The 17,265-nt window shown below is 60.9% G+C and carries 16 protein-coding genes and 1 pseudogene; 11 read left to right on the forward strand and 6 right to left on the reverse strand.

Translation table 11 applies throughout. The annotated features are described in order from the left end of the window. Position 1 precedes the first annotated feature (1 nt). From yhbY to KI236_RS00255, 4 genes are read left to right on the forward strand one after another with little or no spacing between them, the layout of a single operon-like run. Positions 2 to 322, forward strand: a complete 321-nt coding sequence (gene yhbY, locus KI236_RS00240) for a ribosome assembly RNA-binding protein YhbY (RefSeq protein ID WP_212818283.1) — start codon at positions 2 to 4, stop codon at positions 320 to 322. A 2-nt stretch (positions 323 to 324) separates the two neighbouring features. Continuing rightward, complete coding sequence (gene nadD, locus KI236_RS00245; RefSeq protein ID WP_212818285.1) at positions 325 to 1,530, forward strand: nicotinate (nicotinamide) nucleotide adenylyltransferase; 1,206 nt, start codon at positions 325 to 327, stop codon at positions 1,528 to 1,530. After that, entirely contained in the window at positions 1,523 to 1,894 is a 372-nt protein-coding gene (gene rsfS / locus KI236_RS00250; RefSeq protein WP_212818287.1) for a ribosome silencing factor, read from the forward strand. Before nadD ends, rsfS begins: the two co-directional genes overlap by 8 nt. Then, entirely contained in the window at positions 1,884 to 3,197 is a 1,314-nt protein-coding gene (locus KI236_RS00255; RefSeq protein WP_212818289.1) for an ROK family protein, read from the forward strand. The genes rsfS and KI236_RS00255 overlap by 11 nt, the downstream gene beginning before the upstream one ends. A gap of 288 nt (positions 3,198 to 3,485) precedes the next feature. Here the strand turns inward: KI236_RS00255 and KI236_RS00260 are convergent, their stop codons facing one another. Beyond that, positions 3,486 to 4,277, reverse strand: a complete 792-nt coding sequence (locus KI236_RS00260; protein WP_212818291.1) for a mechanosensitive ion channel family protein — start codon at positions 4,275 to 4,277, stop codon at positions 3,486 to 3,488. Between the two features lie 412 nt (positions 4,278 to 4,689). Here KI236_RS00260 and KI236_RS00265 point away from each other — a divergent pair, with 412 nt between their 5' ends. Together KI236_RS00265 and thrS are read left to right on the forward strand one after the other, a co-directional pair. Further along, positions 4,690 to 6,210 (forward strand): HAD-IA family hydrolase, encoded by a 1,521-nt coding sequence (locus tag KI236_RS00265; protein WP_212818293.1) that lies wholly within the window; start codon positions 4,690 to 4,692, stop codon positions 6,208 to 6,210. Positions 6,211 to 6,511: 301 nt separating this feature from the next. Further along, on the forward strand, positions 6,512 to 8,305 hold the full coding sequence (gene thrS / locus KI236_RS00270) for a threonine--tRNA ligase (RefSeq protein WP_212818295.1): 1,794 nt from the start codon (positions 6,512 to 6,514) through the stop codon (positions 8,303 to 8,305). Positions 8,306 to 8,765: 460 nt separating this feature from the next. Here thrS and KI236_RS00275 read toward each other — a convergent pair whose 3' ends face one another. Both KI236_RS00275 and KI236_RS00280 read right to left on the reverse strand, forming a co-directional pair. Further along, complete coding sequence (locus KI236_RS00275; protein ID WP_212818297.1) at positions 8,766 to 10,109, reverse strand: uracil-xanthine permease family protein; 1,344 nt, start codon at positions 10,107 to 10,109, stop codon at positions 8,766 to 8,768. A gap of 242 nt (positions 10,110 to 10,351) precedes the next feature. Further along, positions 10,352 to 10,894 carry a biotin transporter BioY gene (locus KI236_RS00280; RefSeq protein ID WP_212818299.1) on the reverse strand — a complete coding sequence of 181 codons (543 nt, stop codon included), beginning with the start codon at positions 10,892 to 10,894 and terminating at the stop codon, positions 10,352 to 10,354. Between the two features lie 294 nt (positions 10,895 to 11,188). Here KI236_RS00280 and KI236_RS00285 point away from each other — a divergent pair, with 294 nt between their 5' ends. Genes KI236_RS00285 through KI236_RS00295 form a run of 3 tightly spaced genes read left to right on the forward strand, consistent with a single transcriptional unit; the run spans position 11,189 to position 13,289 of the window. Further along, positions 11,189 to 12,175, forward strand: a complete 987-nt coding sequence (locus KI236_RS00285; protein WP_212818301.1) for a biotin--[acetyl-CoA-carboxylase] ligase — start codon at positions 11,189 to 11,191, stop codon at positions 12,173 to 12,175. Between the two features lie 8 nt (positions 12,176 to 12,183). Continuing rightward, the gene (locus KI236_RS00290) at positions 12,184 to 12,729 is read left to right on the forward strand and encodes a chromate transporter (protein WP_212820559.1); all 546 of its coding nucleotides are present in this window, start codon (positions 12,184 to 12,186) and stop codon (positions 12,727 to 12,729) included. Further along, on the forward strand, positions 12,726 to 13,289 hold the full coding sequence (locus KI236_RS00295; RefSeq protein WP_212818303.1) for a chromate transporter: 564 nt from the start codon (positions 12,726 to 12,728) through the stop codon (positions 13,287 to 13,289). Before KI236_RS00290 ends, KI236_RS00295 begins: the two co-directional genes overlap by 4 nt. Positions 13,290 to 13,819: 530 nt before the next feature. On the opposite strand, the gene KI236_RS00300 is transcribed toward KI236_RS00295, so the two are convergent. From KI236_RS00300 to KI236_RS00310, 3 genes are all read right to left on the reverse strand, one after another. Then, entirely contained in the window at positions 13,820 to 14,038 is a 219-nt protein-coding gene (locus KI236_RS00300; RefSeq protein WP_212818305.1) for a DUF896 domain-containing protein, read from the reverse strand. 19 nt (positions 14,039 to 14,057) lie between these two features. Continuing rightward, positions 14,058 to 14,843, reverse strand: coding sequence for a YlmH family RNA-binding protein (locus KI236_RS00305; RefSeq protein WP_212818307.1), 786 nt, complete (start codon positions 14,841 to 14,843; stop codon positions 14,058 to 14,060). Positions 14,844 to 14,929: 86 nt separating this feature from the next. Next, positions 14,930 to 15,709 carry an Ig-like domain-containing protein gene (locus KI236_RS00310; protein WP_212818309.1) on the reverse strand — a complete coding sequence of 260 codons (780 nt, stop codon included), beginning with the start codon at positions 15,707 to 15,709 and terminating at the stop codon, positions 14,930 to 14,932. 157 nt (positions 15,710 to 15,866) lie between these two features. Between KI236_RS00310 and udk the strand changes: the two are divergent. Both udk and KI236_RS00320 read left to right on the forward strand, forming a co-directional pair. Beyond that, a pseudogene (gene udk / locus KI236_RS00315) lies at positions 15,867 to 16,493 on the forward strand (uridine kinase). Beyond that, entirely contained in the window at positions 16,486 to 17,244 is a 759-nt protein-coding gene (locus tag KI236_RS00320) for a YdcF family protein (protein ID WP_212818311.1), read from the forward strand. The pseudogene udk and the gene KI236_RS00320 overlap by 8 nt, the downstream one beginning before the upstream one ends. Positions 17,245 to 17,265 lie beyond the last annotated feature (21 nt).

Genomic DNA, 17,265 nt, shown 5'->3' on the forward strand with positions numbered 1-17,265 from the left:
TATGGAACTGACAAGCAAGCAGCGTGCCCAGCTGCGGGGCCTGGCCTCCACTCTGGACACCATTATTCATATCGGCAAGGACGGCATCAGCGATAACCTGGTGAAGCAGGCAAACGATGCTCTGGAGGCCCGGGAGCTTATAAAGGGCAAGGTGCTGGAGAATTCCATGCTCACCGCCCGGGAGGCTGCCGAGGAGCTGAAGGTGGTCACCCGCAGCCAGGTGGTACAGGTGATCGGAAACAAGTTTGTTCTCTATCGGATGCAGCATGACAAGACAAAACGCAAGATTCAGCTGCCGAAGGCGACCCGGCGGGGTGAGTGACCATGAAAATCGGCGTATTCGGGGGTACCTTTAACCCCATCCACCGGGGACATCTGGCGGCGGCCTCGGCAGCGGCGGGGCAGCTTTCTCTGGATAAGCTCCTGCTGATCCCGGACGCCATCCCGCCCCACAAGCCCTTGCCTTCCGGCAGTGCCGGGGCGGAGGAACGGCTGGAAATGGTGCAGCTTTGCACCGCAGAGGTGTCGGCTCCGGTGGAGGTTTTAGACCTGGAGCTGCGGCGGCAGGGGGCCAGCTATACCTGCGATACCTTAGCCCAGCTTCGGGAGCAGTACCCGGAGGAGGAGCTGTTTCTCCTTATGGGCTCGGATATGTTCTTGTCCTTTGAGACCTGGCGGCAGCCGGAGCGCATTTGCGATTTGGCGACCCTGGCGGTATTCAGCCGCCGGGAGGAGAGCGAGGCGGCGGCCTTTGCCCGGCAGAAGAAGCGCCTGGAGGAGACCTATGGCGCGCATATCCGGGTGCTGGAGAATCCGGAGGTGGTGGAAATCTCCTCCACGGAGCTGCGGGAAAAGCTGAGTCGGGGCGCGGGCCGGGCGTACCTTACCGAGCCGGTGTACGGCTATATTTTGCGCAAGGGCCTGTACGGCACAAAGGCGGATTTGAAGCATTTGACCCCGGAGGAGCTGCGACCCATTGCCCTGAGCTATTTAAAGCCCAAGCGGATGCCCCATGTGCTGGGCACGGAGCAGGAGGCGGCCTTCCTGGCGGAAAAATACGGCGCGGATGGCACGGCGGCCCGAGTAGCGGCCCTGCTCCACGACTGCACCAAGAAGCTGGATATGGACCGGCAGCTCTCCCTGTGCCGCCATTACGGCATCGACCTGGACCCGCTGGAGCAGGTGAGCCTGAAGCTCCTGCACTCCAAAACCGGCGCGGCGGTGGCCCGGGATAAATTCGGCGTGTCGGAGGAAATTTATAACGCCATTTTCTACCACACCACCGGCAAGGCGGACATGACCCTGCTGGAAAAAATCATTTACCTGGCGGATTACATTGAGCCCAGCCGCCGCTTTCCCGGGGTGGACGAGCTGCGCCGGGCGGTGCATACGGACTTAAATGAAGGGCTGTACCGGGCACTTTTGGACTCGGTCAAGGAGCTGCAGGGCTACGGAAGCCCTGTCCATCCCCACACCCGGGAGGCCCTGGACTCTATACGAAGCGAGATCGGAGGAACAATACATGAATAAATCACCCAAGGAACTGGCGCTGCTGGCGGCCCAGGCGCTGTCGGAGAAAAAGGGCCGGGAGATTCAGGTGCTGGAGATTGCGGACCTGACCACCCTGGCGGACTACTTTGTCCTGGCCACCGGCTCGTCCAATACGCAGATCAACGCCCTGGTTGACAATGTGGAAAAGGTGATCACGGAGCAGGCCGGCGAGGAGCCCCTGCACCGGGAGGGGTACCGGGGCGGCACCTGGGTGCTGCTGGACTATGGGTGCCTGGCCGTGCATGTTTTCAGCGCCGAGGCCCGGGAATTCTACGGCCTGGAGCGCCTGTGGCGGGACGGCAAGAGCGTGGACCTGACCGGCATCATCACCGATGGGGACTGAGTTCCGGCCCATTATTGACCTTGTGCGCCGCCACGAGGCCACGGCGGACCGCTGGGTCACCGTGGCGGTGGCCCGGCCCGGGGGCTGCGAGCATCTGTCCCTGGGCCTGCACCGGGATGAGGCTATGGCGGCGGCAGACGAGGAATATGCGCTGCTCTTGGTAAAAACCGCCCTGTGGCTGCGAGGGGGCTGCACCCTTCTCACAGCGGATGAGGCGGTTTACCGTTGGCTGCAAGGGGCGTACGCCCCGGCGGGGGCGCGGGCCTTTGATCGGGCGTTTCTGTCCGGCATATACCGTTCGCCCTTTCAGGTGGAGCGGCGGCAGACGCTGCCCCCGGAGCGGGAAACGCCGGCCTCGGCAGCAGCCCGGACGGAGGGCTGCCGCATCGGCATCGACCTGGGCGGCAGCGACCGCAAGGCCGCAGCGGTGATAGACGGGGAGACCGTTTACACCGAGGAGGTGGTCTGGCAGCCTAAGACGGCGTCGGACCTGCGCTATCATTATGAGGGGATCACCGCCGCCCTGCGTTCGGCCAAGGCCCATCTGCCGAGAGTGGACAGCGTAGGCATTTCCACCGCCGGGGTGGTGATAGACGGTGAAATTCGCCGCTCCAGCCTGTTTGTGGGGGTGGAGCAGGCAACCTATGACCGCTTGGGCCGGGACCTTTTGGCCCGGGCGGTGCGGGAGACCTGCGGAAATGTCCCCTGGGCCGCAAGCAACGACGGCGATGTGGCGGCCCTGGCCGGGGCTGTGAGCCTGGGGCGGCGGAAGCTGCTGGGTATTGCCTTGGGCACCAGTGAGGCCGGCGGCTATGTGGACGGCAGCGGACGCATCACCGGGCGGCTCCATGAGCTGGCATTTTTGCCGGTGGATGTGAACCCGCTGGCTCCGGTGGACCCCTGGTCCGGAGACCGGGGCGTGGGAGAACGGTACTTCTCCCAGGAGGGTGTGCTGCGCTTGGCCGGGCTGAACGGACTTACCCCGGAGGGGGAGACCCCGGCGGAAAAGCTCCGCTGGGTTCAGGACCGGGCCCGGGCCGGAGAGAGCCGGGCAATAGCGGCTTTTTCGGAGTTGGGACGGCTTTTGGGGCTGACCCTACCCTGGTATCAGCGGCTCACCGGCTGCGAAAGCGTGCTGCTGTTGGGTCGTGTCGTGGACGGTGCCAGCGGCGAGTGCCTGGTGGATTCGTGCCGGGCTGCACTGGAGAGCACCGGAGCGGCACTGGAGATATTGCTGCCGGAGGCTTCGCAGCGCCGGGTGGGTCAGGCTGCAGCAGCGGCATTTTTGAATAGTACATTATAATAATATAATGCGTATACACAAAAAGCAGGCCCGGCGGCCTGCTTGAGACTGTCGAAAAACCCTCCGGGTTTTTCCGACAAAAGGCTTGCGGTCTGCTGCGCGCATAATTTGTCCGTCCATGACGGACAAATTCCACACTGGCAGCCCGAGCTGTATTTTCTCTCACGCACATGTCGCGAGAGAAAATGATTTTATTTCTTTGCCGCCTGCGGGCGGCAAACTCTGCGAGGCTTTTTTGACACACTGAAGCAGGCCCGCCGGGCCTGCTTTTTTGCGGTATTAGGAGCTTTAGTCCGTATGCACATCCATCTGCGGATAGGGGATGGTAAAGCCGCTTTCCAGGAAGCGGCGACGGATGTGGCCCAGGGCCCGGCGGCGCACGGTGTTTTGAACGGCAGGCTTGGCCCGCAGGCCCAACAAATAGTCTACCGACCAGTCTCCCAGCTTGGAAAGCCCCAGAAAGGTGCAGCTTTCCACATCCGGCAGTTGGGCAATCTCTCGGGCCAGCTGCTGCAAAAAGGGCTCTATGGCATCGGGGCCGTCGTCATAGGAGGTGGAGACGGTGAGGTAAAGCTCATTGCTGAGCTGCGACACCTGGAAAATATTCCGGTTGGAAACGGTGACCAGGTTTCCGGTGGCCAGCTCCCGAAGCTTGGTGGCCCGGAGGGAAAACTGCACCACCTCGCCGGTCACCTCGCCGTATTTCACCACATCCCCCACGGCGAAATACTCCCCGGTGAGGATGTTCATGCCCATAATCACATCCTTGAGCATATCCTGCAGGGCCAGGCCCACGATGGCGCCGATGATGCCCAGGCCGGCGACCAGGGAGGATACATTTACCCCATGGATCTGCAGAACAAGAATCAGCGCCAGCAGCGCCAGCAGGCCCCGGGCGAAATTCAGCGTCAGGGCCAGATAGGTCTGGCGGCGGCCGGAGAGGGCTCCGGTGGAGGTGATTTTCTCCGTGAAGCGGTGGATCAGGTGCCGCAGCAGCAGCCAGCACACCAGGGCGGCGGCCACGGTGCAGAGACTGAAAATGAACTTGTAGGAGCCGAAATAGGCCAGTATCCGTTCCATGAGGCACCTCACAGCGATTTTTTCTCAGTATAGCACAGCCGCCGTGCCATTGCAACGCGGTTTTTTGCCGGGAAACGGGCGAAAAAACGGCGCAAGAGGCTTTACTTTGCGGCCCGGGACGGTATATAATGACTGTGATTTGACAGAAACGGAAGGGGCAGGAGGCCCTGGCCCACCGCCTGGATAAAATCTGCATCCGGGCGGAAGCCCTGCAAACGCCCTTCGGCACAAGGGAGCACACCTATTCCGTCTCTTGCTCCATGGCCATGCTGGCTTTGCAGGAGGCATGCCAAGCGCATTGCGAGAAGCATTGCAAGAAGTGCCAAAAAGAAAGCTGCGACCATGTGCCCTTCAAGGTTTTATTTGAGGAGCAGAACGGCGCGGAAAAGCAAGAAAAATAAGAGGTCACAAAATGTCTGAGAGAAGAGCGGAAGTGCTGCTGGCGGCGGTGATCATCGCCCGAAGCACCTCCTTTGTGTTCAATAAAATAGGCCTTCGTACCATGGATGCCTTCAATATGCTGGCGGTGCGGTTTCTGCTGGCCTTTGTGCTTTTGGCGGCTCTGTTCGGTAGGAAGCTGATAAAGGGTCTGAACCGCCGCGCCGTAGCCGGGGGCGCCCTGGTGGGCTTCCTCTTTTTCCTGGTGATGAGCTGCGAGATGCTGGCCCTGAAAACGGTGAACGCCGGCACGGTCTCCCTGCTGGAAAATTTGGCTATCATCATCGTGCCGCTGCTGGAGTCGGCCCTGCACCGCAGGGCTCCCTCGGCCATGAGCCTGCTGTGCGCCGCCATCGCCGTAGGGGGCGTGGCCCTGCTGACCCTGGAGGGCGGGAGCTTCCGCCTGGGCGCGGGGGAGTGTATTGCGCTGCTGGCGGCCTTCCTGTACGCCGCGGGCATCATCGCCATCGACCGCACCAGCCATCGGGCCGACGGCTTTGAGCTGGGAGTCCTGGAGGTGGGCTTTTTGGGCCTGTTTTCCCTTCTGGCTTCCTGCCTCTTTTCCTCACCCCGCCTGCCCCAGACGAGCAGCGAGTGGGGCATCATCCTGGTCCTGGCGGTGGTGTGTACCGGCTTTGGCTATACCCTGCAGCCTGTGGCCCAGAGCCATATCAGCGCAGATCGGGCCAGCCTGTTCTGCGCCCTGAGCCCGGCCTTTGCCACCATTTTCGGGGCCACGCTGCTCCATGAGCGGGTGGCAGGCCCGGGGTATCTGGGCATCGTTCTGATTTTGGGGAGCATCCTGCTGCCCAACCTGCTGACGCTGCGTGGAAAGTCCCGGGCCCGGGCTGTGCTGTTTGACATGGACGGCACGCTGCTGGACACCCTGGAGGACTTGCAGGACTCCGTAAATCATGTACTTTTGGCCCACGGATACCCGGCCCGGACCCGGGAGGAGATACGGGCCTTTCTGGGAAACGGTGCGGCCATGCTTTTGCGCCGGGCCCTGCCGGATACGGTGGGGGAGGAGGAATTTGCGGCCCTGCTGGCGGAATATAAGGCCTGGTATCAGGCGCACAACTGTGTAAAGACCCGCCCCTATCCGGGCATTCCGGAGCTGCTGGATAAGCTCCGGAAATCCGGAGTGCAGGTGGCCATCGTCTCCAATAAGCCCGACCCCACCACCAAGGCTCTGGCGGAGAAATTCTTCCCCGGCGTGCCGGCCTTCGGCCAGCGGGACGACCTGCCCGCCAAGCCCGCCCCAGACCTGGTGCTGCACGCCCTGGCGGTGCTGGACTGCCCCCGGGAGAGCGCCATCTATGTGGGCGACAGCGAGGTGGATATTCAGACCGCGTGGAACTGCCGCATGAACTATATCGGTGTGAGCTGGGGCTTCCGGGGCCGGGAGAAACTGCTGGCCGTAGCGCCCCGGGCCATCGTGGTAGACAGAGCTGAGGAAATTTTGCAGGGGAAAAATTTGCAACTTGTCCATTGACAAGCCGGAAAAAGGTGCTTATAATATGCTGTAATCAAGAAAATGCACTGACGGAGAAGAGATCCCCCGCCCGCCGCCAAAGAGAGGCGCGTCCCGGCTGAAAGCGCGCTGCGGTGAAGAAGGATCGGTACCACTCCCGAGCTGTCCGTGAGGAGCGGACCGGCCCCTCCCGTTACAGAGGACACGAGCGACGGAGTATTTCCGTAAGCAGGGTGGAACCGTGGAGTAAAGTCTTTTACCTCACCCCTGAATTTTGTCAGGGGTGAGGTTTTTTGTCACCCCAAGAAAGGAGAACACGATCATGAGCGAAGAAAACATCTATACCTTTGAAAACAAGGACTACCGCAGCACCTACTGGCACACCTGCTCCCATGTGCTGGCCCAGGCCGTCAAGCGCCTGTACCCGGAGGTGAAGCTGGCCATTGGCCCCAGCATCGAGGGCGGATTTTACTACGATTTCGACGCCCCCTTCAACTTCACCCAGGAGCATCTGGACGCCCTGGAGGCGGAGATGCGCAAGATCTGCAAGGAAAAGCTGAAGCTGGAGCGCTTCGAGCTGCCCCGGGCCGAAGCCATCGCCTTTATGCAGGAGAAGGACGAGCCCTACAAGGTGGAGCTTATTAACGACTTGCCCGCCGACGCCCACATCTCTTTTTATAAGCAGGGCGAGTTTGTGGACCTGTGCGCAGGCCCCCATCTGGATTCCACCGGCCGCATCAAGGGCAACGCCATCAAGCTGACCCAGTGCTGCGGCGCCTACTGGCGCGGCGACTCCAACCGCAAGATGCTCCAGCGTATCTACGCCGTGGCCTTCCCCAAGAAGGAGGAGCTGGACGAGTACCTGAAGCAGCGGGAGGAGGCCCTCAAGCGCGACCATAATAAGGTGGGCCGGGACCTGGAGTATTTCACCACCGTGGACTATATCGGCCAGGGCCTGCCCATTCTGCTGCCCAAGGGCGCCCGGGTCATCCAGCTTTTGCAGCGCTGGGTGGAGGATGTTGAGCAGAAGCGGGGCTACCTGTTGACCAAGACCCCCCTTATGGCAAAGCGGGAGCTTTATAAGATCTCCGGCCACTGGGAACATTATCTGGACGGTATGTTCATCCTGGGCGACCCCCACGACGAGACCAAGGAGTGCTTTGCCCTGCGGCCTATGACCTGCCCCTTCCAGTATCAGGTGTATCTGAACCGCCAGCGCTCCTACCGTGACCTGCCCATGCGCCTGGGCGAGACCTCTACCCTGTTCCGCAACGAGGATTCCGGCGAGATGCACGGGCTCATCCGCGTCCGCCAGTTCACTATTTCCGAGGGCCATTTGGTGCTGCGCCCGGACCAGCTGGAGGAGGAGTTCAAGGGCTGCCTGGAGCTGGCCAAGTACTGCCTGGGCACCGTGGGCCTGCTGGATAAATGTACCTTCCGCTTCTCCCAGTGGGACCCCGCCAACCCCAACAACAAGTACGAGGGCACCAAGGAGCAGTGGGACGAGGCCCAGCGCGTCATGGGCCAGATACTGGACGATTTGGACGTGAAGTACGAGATCGGCATCGACGAGGCCGCCTTCTACGGCCCCAAGCTGGATATTCAGTATAAGAATGTGTTCGGCAAGGAGGACACCCTGGTCACCATCCAGATCGATATGCTCCTGGCCCAGCGCTTCGGTATGTACTATATTGACGAAAACGGTGAGAAGGCTCTGCCGTATATCATCCACCGTACCTCTTTGGGCTGCTACGAGCGCACCCTGGCCTACCTTCTGGAGGAATATGCCGGAGCTCTGCCCACCTGGATGGCGCCCGAGCAGGTGCGCTTCCTGCCCGTCACCGATCGGGCCGCCGACTACTGCGCCGACGCCGCCAAGGCTTTGGAGGCTCAGGGCTTCCGGGTGGAGGTGGACTATCGCAACGAGAAGATCGGCAAGAAGATCCGCGATGCACAGGTGGAAAAGGTGCCCTACATGGTGGTGGTAGGCGACCGCGACATGGAAAACGGCACCGTCTCTCCCCGGCACCGGGTCGACGGCGACCTGGGCGCCATGTCCCTGGATGACTTTACCGCCCTGCTCCGCGAGGTGGTAGACAGCAAGGCCAAGAAGTAAAAACGGAATCCAAAATCCCCCGAGCGCCCCATTTTGGGGCGCTCGGACTTTTTTGTGAGGGAAAACCTCCGTAGGGGCCGATGCCCACATCGGCCCGGTTGCATCGGCCCCAAATCCATCCGTAGGGGCGGACGACCCGCCCCATCGCACCATCGGAAAACTGCCCTCTCCCTTGCCTAAAGGAAGAGGGATACCTCTCCGTACCTTTCTGTACCGAACCTCTTGTAACTCCTCCGTAGGGGCCGATGCCCACATCGGCCCGGTTGCACCGTCTCCAAATCCATCCGTAGGGGCGAACGACCCTGTCCGCCCTTTGCGGCGGCGTGAGGGCACGCCGCCCTACGGAAGCCCATCATGGGTGCGTAGGGGAGGGGCTCTGCCCCGCCGTAGGCTCTTTCCCACAAAAAAACAGGAGACGGCATAGGCCGCCTCCTGAGAGGGTATTCTTTTTTGCCTTGTCTTAGTAGCTGCCCAGGTCGGCGGACTTGTCGCCCTGGGGGTCTACGCCGAACTTGTAGTCGTTGCCGGGGAGGATGGCGTTGAGAATCACGCCGCACAGGGCTGCGATGGCCAGGCCCGTGAGGGTGATGTCCGCGCCGCCCACGGTGAAGGTGATGCCGCCGGTGGAGCTGAAGCCCAGGCCGCTGACGAAGATCACCGCGGCGATGATCAGGTTCCGGGACTTGGTCAGGTCCACCTTGTTCTCCACCACATTGCGCACACCCACAGCGGAGATCATGCCGTACAGCACGAAGCTGACACCGCCTACGATGGCCGTGGGGATGGAGTTGACCAGGGCGTCAAACTTGGGGGAGAAGGAGAGGATGATGGCGTACAGGGCTGCCAGACGGATGACCCGGGGATCGTAGACCCTGCTCAGAGCCAGGACGCCGGTGTTCTCGCCGTAGGTGGTGTTGGCAGGGCCGCCGAACATACCGGCCACCGCCGTGGCCAGGCCGTCGCCCAGGAGGGTGCGGTGCAGGCCGGGGTCTGCGATGAAGTTCGTGCCGGTGGTGGAGGAGATGGCGGACATGTCGCCGATGTGCTCCATCATGGCGGCGATGGCGATGGGGGCCATGACCAGGATAGAGGTCAGGTCAAACTTGGCGATGACAAACTGCTGCAGACCCACAAAGTCGGCCTTGCCTACCTCGGTAAAATCCACCTGACCGGCGATGAGGGCCACAATGTAGCTGCCCACCACACCCAGCAGGATGGGGATGATCTTCACCATGCCCTTGCCCCAGATGTTGGCCACGATGATGATGGCGATGGCCACCAGAGCCAGCCACCAGCAGGTGGAGGCGTTGGTGATGGCGGTGCCGGAGAGGTTCAGGCCGATGAGGATGATGATGGGGCCGGTGACGATGGGGGGGAAGAAGCGCATGACCTTCTGGGGACCCACCAGCTTGAACAGCAGGGCCAGCACCAGGTACAGCCCGCCGGCGATGACGATGCCGCCCAGGGCGTAGGGGAGCTTTTCTTCGCCGGTCATGGTGGCGAACTTGCCCGCATCCAGCTTGGATACCGCTTCAAAGCCGCCCAGGAAGGCGAAGGAGGAGCCCAGGAAGGCCGGGACCTTGAACTTGGTACACACATGGAACAGCAGCGTACCCAGACCCGCAAACAGCAGGGTGGTCTGGATGGAGAGCGGCAGGCCATAGCTCTGCACCAGGATGGGAACCAGCACCGTGGCGCCGAACATGGCGAACAGATGCTGCAGGCCCAGCACCAGCATCCGGGGCAGGCCCAGGGTGCGGGCGTCGTAGACGGCCTCATTGCCTAAGTTGTGTTTCTTCTTCATGGGAAACTCCTCCTTCATTTTATTTACATTTTTAATTGTAAACTGGCAAAAAAATTGACCGGTAAAAATACCGGTCAGAAAGGAAATATAGAAATGAAAACAGAGGCGCCAACAGTCGGGCATTTCTTTTTTGCAATAGAAAAGGTCATGTCGTCGCCTCCCTTCAAATTTCATCCTGCCCATTATACGGCTGGGAAAAACAAAAGGCAATTAGGAGTAAGTCCAATTCTGAACTGAAAAAATCACTGTTTTTTGTCGAAAAAAACTGACAGCTTCGGGAATAGAATCGCCGCCACAGCGATTTTCAGGGCGTCACCGGGGAGGAACAGGAGCATCCCGTCCCGCAGCAGCCGCCCCAGGCTCCAGCCCTTGTCCAGGTACACATTGAGAATCAGCCCCATGTACGGCAGCCCCACGGCGTAGAGGGTGGCCAGGCCCGCCACGCAGGCCAGAATAATGCGCAGGGGCCTGCGGTTTTTCCTTGTAATAAGCCCTATGACCAGGGCCGAGGGGATAAGCCCCAGCAGAAAGCCGAAGGTGGGCTGAAACACATAGCCAAAGCCGCCGCCCAGGGTGAAAATGGGCAGACCTACCAGGCCCAGAAGCACATATACCCCCTGGCTGGCCGCACCCCAATAGGGCCCCAGCAGGCACCCGGCCATGGCCGTAAAGAAGAACTGCAGGGTGATGGAGGAGTAGCCCAGGGGAATTTTAATAAACGCCCCCACGGCGGTCAGGGCCGCCAAAAGGGCTGCCCGGGCCAGCATTTTCGTTTTTTGGCTCATATTTGTAAACCTCTCTGCAAACTGTTTTGGTTTACAATACAACAAAAGAAAAAACTTGTCAATCCTTTAATAGAAATTTGGTTTACAATTTCAAATTGCAGTGGTACACTCTCTTTGTCAAAAAAGATGCCATAGCGAGACCGGTTTGCAAACCGGCTGTGGCAATCCGTGGCCACCCTGCACCGCACGCTTTGTCATACACGCGGCGGGGGTATCGGCATCATTGTAGGGGCGGACGACCCTGTCCGCCCGGAGCGTGAGAATATATATTTATGTGGAGGGGAGGAAGCGAGCATGAGTCAGCAGCGTGTGTGCCGTGCTCTGCAGGAGGCCGGGGACTATCTCTCCGGCCAGGAGCTGAGCCGGACCTTGGGCATCAGCCGGGCCGCCGTGTGGAAGGCGGTGGAGGCCCTGCGCCGCCAGGGGTACGATATCGAGGCCCGCACAGGCCGGGGCTACCGGCTCGTGGGCGCACCGGATCTCCTCTCCCGGGAGACGGTGGAGCGGTATTTGTCCCGGCCCCGGGAGGATTTCCGGGTGCTGGAAACGGTGGACTCCACCAACTCTTTCTGCCGCCGCCTGGCCCTGGAGGGGGCCCCTGACGGCACGGCGGTGCTGGCGGATTGCCAGACGGCGGGCCGAGGGCGCCGGGGCCGCAGCTTCCAGTCCCCGGCAGGCAAGGGCCTGTTTTTCTCCATCCTTTGGCGGCCCGACTGCGCCCCAGAGAAGCTCTTGCCGCTGACGGCTCTCAGCGCCGTGGCTGTCTGCCGCGCCGTTCAGCGGGTGACCGGTGTTCGGCCGCAGATCAAGTGGCCCAATGATCTGGTGCTGGGAGGGCGCAAGCTGGCGGGCATCCTCACGGAGATGTCCCTGGAGGGGGAGAGCGGCCATGTGTCCCATGTGGTGGTGGGCATCGGCATCAATGTTCACCAGCAGCCGGAGGATTTTACCGGCGAGGTGGCGGACATTGCCACCTCCTTGGACCTGTCCCTGGGCGGGAGGGTCTGCCGGGCCCGGTTGGCGGCGGCCCTGCTGGAGGAGATGGACTATCTGCGCCGGGAGGTGCTGTTCACCCCGGAAAGATGGCTGGCGGATTACCGGGCGGCCTGCCTGAATGTAGGCAGGACCGTGCGCCTCCTTCAGGGCGATGCCCGGGAGACGGTACAGGCCCTGAGAATTGATGAGCAGTACGGCCTGGTGGTGCGCCATGAGGACGGAAGCGTGGAAACTGTGCGCAGCGGCGAGGTGTCGGTGCGCGGACTTTATGGATATACGGAGTGATAGCAATGCTGAAAGACCTTTGGGAACTGTTTTACACCTTCGCCAAGGTGGGCGTCATGACCTTTGGCGGGGGCTACGCCATGCTGCCCATTTTGCAGCGTGAGGTGGTGGAGAAAAAGGGCTGGGCCACCGACGAGGAGCTGACGGATTATTTCGCCATCGGCCAGTGTACCCCGGGGGTCATCGCCGTGAACACCGCCACCTTTATCGGTCAGAAGCATCGGGGTGTGGCCGGGGGCATCGTGGCCACCCTGGGAGTGGTGTTCCCGTCCCTTATCATCATCTCCGCTCTGGCCAAGGTCATCACCGCCTACGCCCACCTTAGCTGGGTGCAGCACGCCTTTGCGGGCATCCGGGTGTGCGTGTGCGTGCTGATCTTCAACGCCGTGCTGAAGCTGGTAAAAAGTGCCATGAAGGACGCCTGGTGCTGGGGTATTTTCGGATTGATCCTGGTTTTGTCCTTTGTGCTTGATGTGTCGCCCATCCTGTATGTGTTGGCGGCGGGCCTGGCGGGCGTAGTGCTTCAGGCCGTGAAAGGGAGGGAGAAGAAATGACCTATCTGCTGCTGTTTTACGAGTTTTTCAAGACCGGCCTTTTCGCCGTGGGCGGCGGTATGGCGACCCTGCCGTTTCTCTATGATATGTCCGCCCGGCATCCGGACTGGTTCAGCGCCTCCCAGATTGCCGATATGGTGGCCGTGTCCGAGTCCACTCCCGGCCCCATCGGGGTGAATATGGCCACCTATGTGGGCTTCCAGGTGGGGAGCATTCCCGGTGCCATCGTTGCCACCATCGGCCTGGTGACTCCGTCTATCATCGTCATCCTTATCATCGCCGCCTTCCTGCGCAGCTTCCGGGACAGCAAGCTGGTAAACAGCGTCTTTTACGGCCTGCGACCGGCCTCGGCGGCCATGGTGGCGGCGGCGGGGCTCAGCGTGGCGGGGGTAGCCCTGCTCCATAGCGGCATGACGGGCTTGGCGGCGCTGAACTGGAAGGCTCTTCTTCTGGCGGCCGTGCTGCTGGTCCTCACCCGGTGGGTAAAGCCCACTAAGGGCCTGCATCCCATTCTGTTCATCCTGGCCTCCGCCGTGGTGGGCGTGGTATTTAGCTTTTGAAATAAAAATTTCCCTGTCCGGCTTAAATACGGACAGGGAAATTTTGCTTATCGGTAAACGGTGTGTAGGGGTCGGCCTCCCGGACGACCCGAACCGGGTCTGCGCCACATTTCTTGTGAAAACCGATGTCATTGCGAAGCCAGTGCGCAAACTGGTCGTGGCAATCCGTACCCCCCGTCCCCTCGGCCCCCTTGCCTAAAGGGGGCTGGCACGGCGAAGCCGTGACTGGGGGATTCCGCTTTGCATCGCACCCCTTGTAACGCTTTCGTAGGGGCGGGGTTCTACCCCGCCCGGACTTGCACTGCACCTCTTGCAATGTGTCATTGCGCAGCCAGTGACATCGGTCACTGGCTGCGCAATCCGTACTCCCTACGGAGTTTCCTTTCTATCGTTGTAGGGGCGGACGCCTCTGTCCGCCCGTCTGCATTGGGCACTATCGCAGCGGCGTGAGGGTACGCCGCCCTACAAAATTGTCCAAATCCCTGCGTAGGGGCGACCCTTGCGGTCGCCCGCCCCCAGGGAAAACCTCCTCAGGACATATTCTTTTTCCCCGGCGTCAGCTTCCGCTTGTTGCCCTGCTCATCCACCACCCAGGTGTTGTCCAGCTCCCGGCGGAGATTGTCCATGACGCTGTTGAGATACTCCTGGCGCAGAGCGGCCCGCTCCTCCGTCTCGGCAGGGGTCAGCCCCTCGGGGGTCTTGGCCTTCCGGGCCAGCTCATTGATGCGGTCAATTTTTTTCTGTTCCATTCTTTTATCCCCTTTATACTTACAAAAATCGTTTCATGGTAATGCCTGTGCGTCCCTTGCGGCTTTGGCCGCCTACGGACTCCACCAGGCACTTGCCCAGGCCCCGAGCCGTAAGCACATCGCCCTGCTGCACCGGGGCGTCGGGCTTTTCGCAGGACATCCAGTTTACCTCTACCTTGCCGCTGCGAATCAGGTCCGCCGCCACACTGCGGCTGAGGGAAAAGCCGGCGGCCAATACGCTGTCCAGCCGCAGGGAGGCTACGGTGTCCCGCAGGAGCTTTGCCGGCTGCTCGGGAACGGCGATCTCCTCCGGCCCTATTTCCGACAGGCGCAGGTGTACCCGGCCCGCCTGAGACCATTCCTGCAAAAGGAAATCCGCCACGCTGCTGCCCACCAGCACATCCGCCCATTGGGGCGAAACCAAAATGTCACCGATCTTCTCCCTTGTCAGACCCAGTCCCATGAGACTGCCCAAAAAGTCCCGGTGGGTAGGGTGGTCCGTCTCGTAAAACCGGCACCGCAGCGCCCGGATAGCTCCGGCCTCCGGCCCCTGGGCCCAGTCCGGGAGAAAGTGCATCTGCCGGCGCTGGGCGCCTTGGTAGCCGCCCCAAAGAGCCCAGCCCTCCTGCACGCCCAAGGCCTGCATCAGCTGCCCGGCCAAGGCCTGCTCGTGGGGGGAGAGGAAGCCGCTCTCCTCCGGTATATTGCGGCTGCGGCAGCGCTCCAGAGCGTCCCACAGACGGCCCAGCAGCACCCGCTCCTCCGCCGAGGCGGAGAGTTTATCCAAAAGAAGTCGTTTTTCCATTTAATTACCTCTCTGCTAAGCAAAAAGAATAATATTTGTGCGTTTAGAATTAAAGCTGCGCCCTATTGAAAGGACGCAGCTTATACTCAGTTAGTTCCGCCGCCGCGAACATTACAGGTAAGCGTTTGGCCATCTACAGTTGCGGTTATAGTGGTGACTTTACTTGCATCGTTAGAAACGCCAGTTACAATACCATCTGCGGAAATTGTTGCAACAGAAGTATCACCGATTTTCCATGTCACCGCAGAGTCAGTTCCGTCAACGACCATTTGGACTTCTTCCCCGGGGGTAATGCTGAAATCATCTAAAGAGGTTCCTTCGTCCTGGAAGATAGATCTCAGTGTCAGGCCCTTTGCAGGCACATCCGTCTGCTCCGTCCCCTTCACCGCTACGCTGCAGGAGGCGGTAAGGTCTCCTGCCTTGGCAGTGACCACGGCGCTGCCCTCGCCTACGGCCTTCACGGTGCCGTCGGCGGAAACGGTGGCCACGGCTTCGTTGCTGCTGGAGAAGCTGACGATGCTTTCGCCTCCGGAGGCGGTGAGCTTCACGGTGCTGCCCACAGTGAGGTCGGCATTTCTTTGGCTGAGCGTCAGAGCCCGGACGGGCGTGTCGGTCTTGCCGCCGGTGAAAAGCTCGGTGAATTGGCTGCCGAAGATGGTGCAGGCCACCAGACCCAGCACCAGCACCAGGCACGCCACCACGACACCGCCGCCCACCTTGGGCCGGGCCTTGGCGCCGCCTACCCGGCGTCCGCCGGTCTTTACGGGCTTGCCGCTGTGCAGCTCCTCATCCTCCTGGCAGAAGGGACAGGTTTTATATGTATCGGAGAACATTTCTCCGCATTTGGGACATTTCAAAAGGCGCATTGCTGATCCTCCTAACTTTACATAATTATTCTATACGGATTCTGCGCCTGCGTCAACTGGAAAACATGGGAATTCATCCTTTTTTAACAAGTTCCCTTGCAATTATTCCGCATCCTGCCTATAATGGAAGAAAAATGACAGCAGGGGGACATCGCTTATGAACACCATGATCATCGGCATCGCCGGAGGTACCGGCAGCGGCAAAACTACCCTCACCGACCATCTGGCCGCCCACTTCGGCTCGGCCATCAGCGTCGTACACCACGATAATTACTATAAGCGCCAGGATGTCCCCTTTGAGGAGCGCTGCAAGCAGAATTACGACCACCCCGATGCCTTTGATACCGGCCTCATGGTCAGCCAGCTCAAGGAGCTGAAGGCGGGCCGCCCCATCCGCTGTCCGGTGTACTCCTACGCGGATCACAACCGCACGGAGGAAACGGTGCTCATTCAGCCTGCCCCGGTGATCATCGTGTAGGGCATCCTCATTTTCCACGATCCCCGCCTGCGGGAGCTGATGGATATTCGCATCTTCGTGGAGACGGACGCGGATGTGCGCATTCTGCGTCGGGCCCTGCGGGATGTGGAGGAGCGGGGCCGCTCCATGCAGTCCGTTGTGCAGCAGTATCTGACCACGGTGAAGCCCATGCACGAGCAGTTCGTGGAGCCTACGAGAAAGTTTGCCGACATCGTGGTGCTGGAGGGAGGTCACAATCTGGTGGCTCTGGACCTTATCATGCAGCGCATCGCCGGCCATATCGCAGAGGAAGCGGCGCATGAATAAGATACTCCGTTATAGCCTGGCGGTGCTTTTTATAGGCCTGGGCCTATATTTTCTGCTGCCCTTAGGCATCGGCGTGCGCCATATAGGCATGTTTGCCCCGGCGGCGGTATTCGGCATCTTTGCCTGGATACTCCTGCGCCCGCAGAAGGTAAAGGCACTGCTCACCGGGCGGCATCGGGCCCTGTGGCGAACGCTGCTGGCCCTGTTTGCGGCGGGGCTTATGTGCGTGGATGTGATTTTGGGCCTCATGGTGCGCCAGGCGGTGAATCGGCCCGAAAGCGACGCGCCCTGCACGGTTTTGGTCCTGGGCTGCGAAATTCGGGGCCTGCGCCCCAGTAAGATGCTCCAGGCCCGTATCGACAGTGCCTATGACTACCTTGCGGCCAATCCCCGGGCCGTGTGCGTGGCCTGCGGCGGCATGGCCGACGACGAGATCATCTCCGAGGCCCGGTGCATTCGGGACGAGCTGGTGCGCCGGGGTATCGACCCGGGTCGCATCTACCTGGAGGAAAAGTCCGAGAATACCAGGCAGAACATCGCCTTTGCCGCGGACATCATCAAGGAAAACGGCCTGCCCACGGAAATAGCCGTAGCCAGCGACAATTTCCACCAGCTCCGCTCGTCCATTTACGCAAAGAAAAGCGGCCTTTCGGCCTATTCCCTGGGCTGCCGCTCCTACTGGCTCTTAGGCCCCGGTTATTGGGCCCGGGAGACCATCGCCGTGGCCGCGGCGTTTACATTGGGAAGATAACGAAAGACCCTGCCAGGCGTC

The organism is Vescimonas fastidiosa (assembly GCF_018326305.1).
Taxonomy (GTDB): Bacteria; Bacillota; Clostridia; order Oscillospirales; family Oscillospiraceae; genus Vescimonas; species Vescimonas fastidiosa.

What these genes read in the sequence shown, in the direction of transcription:
- KI236_RS00275 (WP_212818297.1), bottom strand. Translation starts at nt 10,109, where the DNA reads ATGAAGAAGAAACACAACTTAGGCAATGAGGCCGTCTACGACGCCCGC.
- KI236_RS00265 (WP_212818293.1), top strand. Translation starts at nt 4,690, where the DNA reads ATGTCTGAGAGAAGAGCGGAAGTGCTGCTGGCGGCGGTGATCATCGCC.
- KI236_RS00310 (WP_212818309.1), bottom strand. Translation starts at nt 15,709, where the DNA reads ATGCGCCTTTTGAAATGTCCCAAATGCGGAGAAATGTTCTCCGATACA.
- KI236_RS00255 (WP_212818289.1), top strand. Translation starts at nt 1,884, where the DNA reads ATGGGGACTGAGTTCCGGCCCATTATTGACCTTGTGCGCCGCCACGAG.
- KI236_RS00320 (WP_212818311.1), top strand. Translation starts at nt 16,486, where the DNA reads ATGAATAAGATACTCCGTTATAGCCTGGCGGTGCTTTTTATAGGCCTG.
- KI236_RS00285 (WP_212818301.1), top strand. Translation starts at nt 11,189, where the DNA reads ATGAGTCAGCAGCGTGTGTGCCGTGCTCTGCAGGAGGCCGGGGACTAT.
- KI236_RS00295 (WP_212818303.1), top strand. Translation starts at nt 12,726, where the DNA reads ATGACCTATCTGCTGCTGTTTTACGAGTTTTTCAAGACCGGCCTTTTC.
- KI236_RS00260 (WP_212818291.1), bottom strand. Translation starts at nt 4,277, where the DNA reads ATGGAACGGATACTGGCCTATTTCGGCTCCTACAAGTTCATTTTCAGT.
- KI236_RS00305 (WP_212818307.1), bottom strand. Translation starts at nt 14,843, where the DNA reads ATGGAAAAACGACTTCTTTTGGATAAACTCTCCGCCTCGGCGGAGGAG.
- thrS (WP_212818295.1), top strand. Translation starts at nt 6,512, where the DNA reads ATGAGCGAAGAAAACATCTATACCTTTGAAAACAAGGACTACCGCAGC.
- rsfS (WP_212818287.1), top strand. Translation starts at nt 1,523, where the DNA reads ATGAATAAATCACCCAAGGAACTGGCGCTGCTGGCGGCCCAGGCGCTG.
- KI236_RS00300 (WP_212818305.1), bottom strand. Translation starts at nt 14,038, where the DNA reads ATGGAACAGAAAAAAATTGACCGCATCAATGAGCTGGCCCGGAAGGCC.
- yhbY (WP_212818283.1), top strand. Translation starts at nt 2, where the DNA reads ATGGAACTGACAAGCAAGCAGCGTGCCCAGCTGCGGGGCCTGGCCTCC.
- KI236_RS00280 (WP_212818299.1), bottom strand. Translation starts at nt 10,894, where the DNA reads ATGAGCCAAAAAACGAAAATGCTGGCCCGGGCAGCCCTTTTGGCGGCC.
- nadD (WP_212818285.1), top strand. Translation starts at nt 325, where the DNA reads ATGAAAATCGGCGTATTCGGGGGTACCTTTAACCCCATCCACCGGGGA.